General features: G+C 69.8%; 9 protein-coding genes. 7 read left to right on the forward strand and 2 right to left on the reverse strand.

The genetic code is table 11. The annotated features are described in order from the left end of the window. The coding region (locus FHD68_RS16260) for a LysR family transcriptional regulator (RefSeq protein WP_139086233.1) at window positions 1–280 on the reverse strand (280 nt) is incomplete at its 3' end. A gap of 120 nt (window positions 281–400) precedes the next feature. Here FHD68_RS16260 and FHD68_RS16265 point away from each other — a divergent pair. The 3 genes from FHD68_RS16265 to FHD68_RS16275 are packed head-to-tail and all read left to right on the forward strand — an operon-like array spanning window position 401 to window position 2,657. Beyond that, a complete protein-coding gene (locus FHD68_RS16265) occupies window positions 401–1,333 on the forward strand; it encodes a ring-cleaving dioxygenase (RefSeq protein WP_127897655.1) in 933 nt (310 codons plus the stop codon). Window positions 1,334–1,350: 17 nt separating this feature from the next. After that, complete coding sequence (locus tag FHD68_RS16270; RefSeq protein WP_127897654.1) at window positions 1,351–1,905, forward strand: NADPH-dependent FMN reductase; 555 nt, start codon at window positions 1,351–1,353, stop codon at window positions 1,903–1,905. Further along, window positions 1,902–2,657 (forward strand): VOC family protein, encoded by a 756-nt coding sequence (locus tag FHD68_RS16275; protein WP_127897653.1) that lies wholly within the window; start codon window positions 1,902–1,904, stop codon window positions 2,655–2,657. The genes FHD68_RS16270 and FHD68_RS16275 overlap by 4 nt, the downstream gene beginning before the upstream one ends. A 67-nt stretch (window positions 2,658–2,724) precedes the next feature. On the opposite strand, the gene FHD68_RS16280 is transcribed toward FHD68_RS16275, so the two are convergent. Further along, entirely contained in the window at window positions 2,725–4,221 is a 1,497-nt protein-coding gene (locus FHD68_RS16280; protein WP_127897652.1) for a VOC family protein, read from the reverse strand. A gap of 153 nt (window positions 4,222–4,374) precedes the next feature. Between FHD68_RS16280 and FHD68_RS16285 the strand changes: the two genes are divergently transcribed. The 4 genes from FHD68_RS16285 to FHD68_RS16300 all read left to right on the forward strand — a co-directional run. Continuing rightward, a complete protein-coding gene (locus FHD68_RS16285; RefSeq protein WP_127897651.1) occupies window positions 4,375–5,307 on the forward strand; it encodes a pirin family protein in 933 nt (310 codons plus the stop codon). An 11-nt stretch (window positions 5,308–5,318) separates the two neighbouring features. Continuing rightward, window positions 5,319–5,861 (forward strand): DUF924 family protein, encoded by a 543-nt coding sequence (locus tag FHD68_RS16290; RefSeq protein WP_127897650.1) that lies wholly within the window; start codon window positions 5,319–5,321, stop codon window positions 5,859–5,861. A gap of 38 nt (window positions 5,862–5,899) precedes the next feature. Next, window positions 5,900–6,925: a histone deacetylase family protein gene (locus FHD68_RS16295; protein ID WP_244297917.1), complete on the forward strand. Its 1,026-nt coding sequence runs from the start codon at window positions 5,900–5,902 to the stop codon at window positions 6,923–6,925. A gap of 34 nt (window positions 6,926–6,959) precedes the next feature. Then, a partial coding sequence (locus FHD68_RS16300; protein WP_208863795.1) for an asparaginase domain-containing protein occupies window positions 6,960–7,669 on the forward strand: 710 nt, incomplete at its 3' end.

The raw sequence follows: 7,669 nt of genomic DNA on the forward strand, positions 1-7,669 counted from the left end.
GCCCGCGCAGCGCGGCCTCGGGCGCGGCGGCGCTTTCGGTGGCGGCGACCAGTTCGGCCAGCGCCGGGCGCAACCGTTCGGCCAGGGACAGCGCGCTGTCGGTGGGCGCGATGCGCCCGGCATGCCGGGTGAACAGCGCGACGCCCAACGCGGCCTCGAAATCGGTGATCCGCTTGCTGACCACGGATTTCGACAGGTCCGACCGCGCCGCGGCACCCGAGATGCTGCCCGCATCCAGCACCGACAGAAAGGTCCGGATATCCGTGATCGTCCAGGTCATGGCGCACCCTAGCACGCCGCCGGTCGTTCGCAAGAACCGAACGCGGCGTTGCCGCGCGCATGGGTGCCGCGAACGCCCCGCCTGCGCCATATTCCCTTCAAGCAAGGAAAGGAGCCTGCCATGCAGCTGACCGGAATCCATCACCTGACGGCGATCACCGCCAATGCGCGGGGCAACAACCAGTTCTATACCCAGACCCTTGGCCTGCGCCGGGTCAAGAAGACCGTGAACCAGGACGACACCTCGGCCTATCATCTGTTCTTCGCTGACGGGGCGGGCAGCCCCGGCACCGACATCACCTTCTTCGACTGGCCCGCCGCGCCCGAACGCCGCGGCACGAACGCGATCACCCGGACGGGGCTGCGCGTGGGCGCGGACAGCCTGGATTACTGGGCCGACCGCCTGTCGGGCCTGGCCGGCAAGATCACCACGCTGGACGGCCGCCCGACCCTGGATGTCGAGGATCCCGAGGGTCAGCGCCTGCGCCTGATCGCCGCCCCCACCCCGGCGGGCCAGCCCTGGGATCGCAGCGACGTGCCCGCCGAACACCAGATTCACGGGCTGGGGCCGATCACCATCTCGGTTCCCGAACTGGCCCCGACCCAGACCGTGCTGACCCAGGTCATGAACATGCGCCTAGTGCGCGATTATGCCAGCCCCGATGGCCAGGGCCAGGTCCATGTCTTCGAGATGGGCGAGGGTGGTGCCGCGGCCGAACTGCATGTCGCGGTCCAGCCCGGCCTGCCGCAGGCGCGCCAGGGCGCGGGCGGGGTGCATCACGTGGCCTTCCGCGTGCCCGATACCGCCGCCCTGACCGCCTGGACCGACCGCGTGGCCCGGTTCCGCGTACCCAGCAGCGGCGAGGTCGAGCGGTTCTATTTCCGGTCGTTGTATTTCCGCGAACCCGGCGGCAATCTGTTCGAACTGGCGACCGACGGGCCGGGCTTCGACGTGGACGAACCCTTCGAGACGATGGGCGAGGGCCTGTCCCTGCCCCCCTTCCTGGAGGGCAAGCGCCAGCAGATCGAGGCCGGGCTGAAACCCCTGGCCTGAACGCAAGGAGAGACGCGATGACCACGATCCTGGGACTTTCCGGCAGCCTGCGTCGGGCATCGCTGAATTCCGGCCTGCTTCGGGCGGCGGCGGATGCCGCCCCCGAGGGTGTGACGATCACCATCGGCGACATCGCGCAGGTGCCGCTCTATGATGGCGACCTGGAGGCCGCGTCGGGCATTCCCGCCGCGGTCACGACCCTGACTGACCAGCTGGCGGCCGCGGACGCGCTGCTGCTGGTCAGCCCGGAATACAACAACGGCGTGCCGGGCGTGTTGAAGAACGTCATCGACTGGATGTCGCGCGGCCAGGGCATGGCCATCTTCAAGGGCAAGCCCGTGGCCGTCATCGGCGCCTCTCCGGGCAATTTCGGAACCGCGCATGCGCAGTCGCATTGGCTGCCGGTGCTGCGGATGCTGGCCACCCGCCCGTGGTGGGAGGGACGGCTGATGGTGTCGCGCGCGGGCGATCTGTTCGACGACCAAGGCAACCTGACGGACGACAAGACCCGCGAAAGGCTGGCCGAATTCGTGGCGGGCTTTGCCGGCTCGATCGGCGGCGGCCGGTCATGACCGGCATCGCCCATGTCGCGCTGACCGTGCGCGACCTGCCCGGCATGGCGCGGTTCTATCAGACCGTGCTTGGGCTGGAGCCGATGGGCGCGGACGGGGCACAGCGCGATCTGGGCGCGGGCGGGCAGGTGCTGATCCGCCTGTCGGGCGATCCCGCCGCCATCCCGCGCGATCCGCGTGACGCAGGCCTGTTCCACACCGCCTTCCTGCTGCCCGACCGCGCGGCCCTGGGCCGTTGGCTGCGCCACGCCGCCGATACGGGCGTGCGGCTGACCGGCGCATCGGATCACGATGTCAGCGAGGCGCTGTATCTGGACGACCCAGAAGGCAACGGCATCGAGATCTATCGCGACCGGCCTGCCTCGGACTGGACCCGAGACGGCGACCGCGTGCGGATGGTCACCGAACGGCTGGACCTGAACGATCTTGCGGCCGCCGCGGACGGGCCCTGGCAGGGCGCGCCCGCCGGGACCCAAATCGGCCATGTCCACCTGCAGGTCGGGGCGATGGACGCGGCCGATGACTTCATGCAGGGCACGCTTGGCCTGACGCGCACCCATGATGCGCCGGGCGGGGGGTGGTACGGCTGGAACGGCTATCACCACCATCTGGCCGCGAATGTCTGGAACAGCCGGGGCGCCGGTCCCCGCCCCGACGGCCGGACAGGGCTGGATCACGTCGCCTTGACCGGATTTCCGGAAAAATCCGCCGCCGTGGCGGACCCGTTCGGGAACCGGTTCGAATTTGTCTGAGTTATAGCGCCGTACACAGTCTGACCAGTGCGCCCCGCCTCCGGCCAAGACCGGAGGCGGGGCTTTTTCATGCCCCGGGGCCGGCCATCCAGGCGCTGGCCGCGGCCAGGTCCTCGGGGGCGATCTCGTGTCCCGCCGCGATCGTGCGGGCGTCCAGATCGGCCCCGCTTGTGGCCAGCCAGTCGTTCAGCGCCGGGGCGTAATGCCCATAGGGGTCGCGCGCCCCCTGCAGCGTCAGAACCCGGACCCCCGACAGGTCGGCCCGTGGCACCGGGTCCAGCACCAGCATCGGCCGGATCAGGATCGCCCGCGCGATCAGCCCCGGATGCAGCGCCATCACCGCCCCCGCAAAGTTTGCGCCGTTCGAATAGCCCAGCACCGTCAGCCGCGCGGGGTCGAGGCCATAGGCCGCCATCGCACCCTCCCAGAAGCCGGCAAAGGCCGCGGCTTCGGACCGGATGTCGTCCTGGTCAAAGCTGGCCATGGACAGGCGCCGGAAGAACCGGGCGACGCCCTCCTCGGTCGACCGGCCGCGCAGGCCCAGCAGGGTGGCGCGCGGCGCGATGCGATGCGCCAGCGGCATCAGGTCGGATTCCGATCCGCCGGTGCCGTGCAGCAGCAGGATCACCGACCCGTCTGCATCGTCGGGGGTGTGGATGCGGTGGATGAAGGGCAGATCGCGCATGGGGGTCCTTTCCTCGCCCGGGCGGGCGAATTGCGGCAGGCGCAGCCGCAGGTCGGTGTCGTCGGTCATGTGCGGCGGGACCTTCAGGGTCCGGCCAAGGTCGTCCTCGTCCACGGCCATGCCGGGACCGTCGGTCGCCAGTTCGATCAGGATGCCCGCAGGATCGCGGACATAGAGAGAGGTGAAGTACAGCCGATCATGGACCGTCACATCGGTCAGCGCGGCCCGGTGCGCGTCGATCGCCGCGACATCGGGCACGCGCAGGGCGACATGGTCGATCACCCCGGTTCCCGGAATGCCCGGCACGAACCCTGCCGTGTCGCGGATGTCGATGGCGTCGCGGTTTGATGCCAGGCGCGTCACGCCGCCTTCGATGCCTTGGGGGGCATAGCCGAAGCGTGCCAGGAACGCCGCCGTGGCCGGGGCGTCCTGCGACCACAGGGTCACGCCCTGCAGGCGGGCGGGGGCCGCGGGCCAGCCGGTATCGGGGATGTCCCCGCCCACCAGCTTGACGATGATCCCGTCCGGGTCGCGCAGGCGCAGGACCGGCGCACCGAATTCGCGGACCGGCCCCTCGACGCGCAAGCCGCGCTGCATGGCGCGGGTCAGCCAGTCGCCGATCCGCGCGCGGGGGATGGCCAAGGCGATCTCGGCCACCTGTCCGTGTCCCACGCGACCGGGCGCGCCGTCCTGCCAGACCAGGAAGCTGACCAGCGACCCGGGCGCGCCCGTGGCATCGCCATAGAACAGGTGCAGCTGTTCGGCATCCTCGAACCCCGCGGTCTGCTTGACCAGCGACAGGCCCAGTAAGCCCATCCAGAAATTGACATTGGCCTGCACGTCGCGCGTGATGGCCGTCACGTGATGAAGTCCCGTCATGGCGACCTCCTTTCGGGATCCAACATGCCCGTGACGGTCGTTCGGCGCCACGGGGGTCGTGCGCAACCCGGCGTTCGCACAGGCCGAACGCCTGCACGCTTGCCCGACGGCCCGCAAACCCCCACCCTTGGAAACAGCACAGGAGAGAACGCCATGAGCTGGAACCCCGCCCTGACCCCCGGATGCCCCGACGCCGTCGGCGCCGATGCCATCGAGACGCTGATCATCCCCCGCGCCCGCGACCTGGGCGGGTTCGAGGTGCGCCGCGCCCTGCCCGCCCCCAAACGCCAGATGGTCGGGCCGTTCATCTTCTTCGACCAGATGGGCCCGGCGGAATTCCTGACCGACCAGGGCATCGACGTGCGTCCGCACCCCCATATCGGGCTGGGCACGGTCACCTATCTGTATCGGGGCAGCTTTCAGCATCGGGACAGCACCGGCGCCGACCAGATCATCACGCCGGGCGCGCTGAACTGGATGGTGGCGGGGCGCGGCGTGACCCATTCCGAACGCAGCCCCGACGCCGTGCGCGCCGGGCCCAGCAGCCTGCTGGGCATCCAGACCTGGATCGCCCTGCCGGAGACGCATGAGGACATCGCCCCCAGCTTCGAACATCACGCGGCGGGCGCGCTGCCCGAGATCCGCGACCAGGGGATCGAGGCGCGACTGATCCTGGGCCGCGCCTATGGCGAGACAGCGCCCGCGACGATGCATTCTGACACGTTCTATCTGGACGTGACGCTTGCCGCCCGCGCCCGCTTTCCCCTGCCCGTCGATCACGAGGATCGGGGAATCTACATCACCGAGGGCAGCGTCAGCATTGCCGGGCAGGAGTTCCAGGCCGGCCAGATGATGGTGTTCCGCCCCGGCGACGCGATCACGGTGGCGGCGGGCGACCGGGGCGCACGGCTGATGGCGCTTGGCGGTGCCACGCTGAACGGGCCGCGCCACATCTGGTGGAACTTCGTCGCGTCGTCGCGCGAACGGATCGAGGCCGCGAAACAGGAATGGCGCGAGGCGCGTTGGGGGCAAGGACGGTTCGACCTGCCGCCGGGCGACCGCGACGAACATATCCCCTTGCCATGACGGAGAAACACATGCCCAAGACCCCCCACGAGGTGCTGGAGTTCTGGTTTTCGGACCAGATGCGCCCCTATTGGTTCGCCAAGTCGGACGACATCGACCGCGACATCGCCGCCCGTTTCAGCGACACCTACGAGGCCGCGCATGCCGGGCGGCTGGACGACTGGATGGACGCGCCCGACAGCGCACTGGCGCTGGTGATCGTGCTGGACCAGTTCCCGCGCAACATCTATCGCGGCGGGCCGCGCAGCTTCGAATCGAACGACCTGGCGCTGCGCCACGCGCGGACCGCGCTGGACATGGGCCATGACGTGGGCCAGGCCCCCGACCGGCGGCAGTTCTTCTATCTGCCGTTCATGCACAGCGAGGATCTGGCCGACCAGACCCGGTCGGTGGCGCTGTACGAAGACCTGGGCAACGACCATTCGCTGCATTTCGCGCGCGAGCATCGCGACATCGTCGAACGGTTCGGCCGCTTTCCGCATCGCAACGCGATCCTGGGCCGCGACAGCACCCCCGAGGAGGCGGAGTTCCTGAAGACGCATAGCGGCTTCTGATCTTGCCGATGCGGCGCGGGCGTCCTAGCCTGCGCCGCATGGACAGCCTGCCCTGCTTTTACGCACCCGACACCGCCGCCCACGATCCCCGGTTCTGGATGCTGCGCGGGGTGCCGATGGTGAACAAGGAAACCGCCGAACGCGCCGAACGCCTATTGGCGGGCATCGCCGCCGCGGGGTTGACCGCGACCGATCCGCCGGTGGCAGACCGCGCCCCGATGCACGCGGTTCACACCGCGCGCTATCTGCACTTTCTGGAAACCGCATGGGACGAATGGCAGACGGCCCCCGGCGCGGGGGCCGAGGTCGTGGCCAACCTGCATCCGCAGAAGGCCGACCAGACCTATCCGTCGGGGATCACCGGGCGGGCGGGCTGGCACATGGCTGATACCGGCTGTCCGCTTGGTCAGCACACCTATGCGGCGGCGCTGCGCGGGGTGGACACCGCACTGGCGGCCAGCCGCGCGGTGCTGGACGGGGCGGGCGCGGCCTATGCGCTGTGCCGTCCGCCGGGGCACCATGCCGATGCAGACACCGCGGCGGGGCACTGTTTTTTGAACAATTCCGCCATCGCCGCGCAGGCCCTGCGCGCGGTGCATGACCGCGTCGCCATCCTGGACATCGATGTCCATCACGGCAACGGCACGCAGCAGATCTTTTTTGACCGTGCCGACGTGCTGACCGTGTCCGTTCATGGCAATCCAGACGCGTTCTATCCCTTTTATCTGGGCCATGCGCATGAGGTGGGGCCGGCCGGCACAAACCTGAACCTGCCGCTGCCCCTGGGATCGGACGATGCCGTCTGGCTGGACGCCATCGACCGCGCGCTGGACCGCATCGCGGGTTTTGCGCCGGGCGCGCTTGTCCTGGCCCTGGGGCTGGACGCGCACGAGAACGACCCGTTTCGCGGGCTGCGCGTCACCACCCCGGGTTTCGCCCGCGCCGCCGCCCGCATCCGCGCCGCGGGCCTGCCCACCGTCATCGTCCAGGAGGGCGGCTATCTGTCCGAGGATCTGACGCACAACCTTGCCAGCTTTCTGCGGGGCTGGATCGGCACCGCCTGAGCGTTCTATAGCGGTCCGGGAACGGGGGACCCTCATGCGCATCTGCATCATCAACACGGGCGGCACGATCAGCAGCACGGGCCAGCCGCTGGCCCCGATGGCGGCGGACCGCTTTGCCCGCGCCGCGCAGGATCTGCTGGGGCCGGCGCTGGCGGCGGCTCTGCCGGGGGACGCGCTGCATTTCGACACGGGACTGCGGTTTTCGAATGACGGGCCCGGAACGCTGGACAGCACCGACCTGCGCCCCTCCGACTGGTGCCGGATCGCGCGGCGGGTGCTGGACCTCTACGCCGACCACGACGCCTTCGTGATCCTGCACGGCACCGACACGATGGATTACACCGGCGCGGCGCTGCCTCTGCTGCTGAACGTGTTCGACGATCTGGGGCTGGCCCGCGCCGCGCTGTCCAAACCGGTGATCCTGACGGGCGCACAGCTGCCGCTGTTCACCGACACCCCCGCCGGTCTGGTCCTGAACGCGGGCAGTGATGCGCTGGCCAACCTGACCGGCGCACTGTCCTGCGCCCGCCTGCGCCTGCCCGAGGTCGCGATCTTCTTCGACGGACGCCTGCTGCGCGGGTGCCGCGCACTGAAGGTGTCGACGACACGCTTCGCGGCTTTCGACAGCCCGCATCTGGCGCCCCTGGCGGAACGCGGCATCGGCATCCGCCGGGGCACGGTCGCGCCCCTGCCCGGCCCCGCCGCGCCCGACCTTGCGCTGGACTCGCCCGCGGCCCATGCGCG

The sequence above is a fragment of the Paracoccus marcusii genome, from assembly GCF_006151785.1.
Taxonomy (GTDB): Bacteria; Pseudomonadota; Alphaproteobacteria; order Rhodobacterales; family Rhodobacteraceae; genus Paracoccus; species Paracoccus marcusii.

Coding starts and splice junctions, on each gene's coding strand:
- FHD68_RS16265 (WP_127897655.1), top strand. CDS start 401: ATGCAGCTGACCGGAATCCATCACCTGACGGCGATCACCGCCAATGCG.
- FHD68_RS16280 (WP_127897652.1), bottom strand. CDS start 4,221: ATGACGGGACTTCATCACGTGACGGCCATCACGCGCGACGTGCAGGCC.
- FHD68_RS16285 (WP_127897651.1), top strand. CDS start 4,375: ATGAGCTGGAACCCCGCCCTGACCCCCGGATGCCCCGACGCCGTCGGC.
- FHD68_RS16290 (WP_127897650.1), top strand. CDS start 5,319: ATGCCCAAGACCCCCCACGAGGTGCTGGAGTTCTGGTTTTCGGACCAG.
- FHD68_RS16275 (WP_127897653.1), top strand. CDS start 1,902: ATGACCGGCATCGCCCATGTCGCGCTGACCGTGCGCGACCTGCCCGGC.
- FHD68_RS16295 (WP_244297917.1), top strand. CDS start 5,900: ATGGACAGCCTGCCCTGCTTTTACGCACCCGACACCGCCGCCCACGAT.
- FHD68_RS16270 (WP_127897654.1), top strand. CDS start 1,351: ATGACCACGATCCTGGGACTTTCCGGCAGCCTGCGTCGGGCATCGCTG.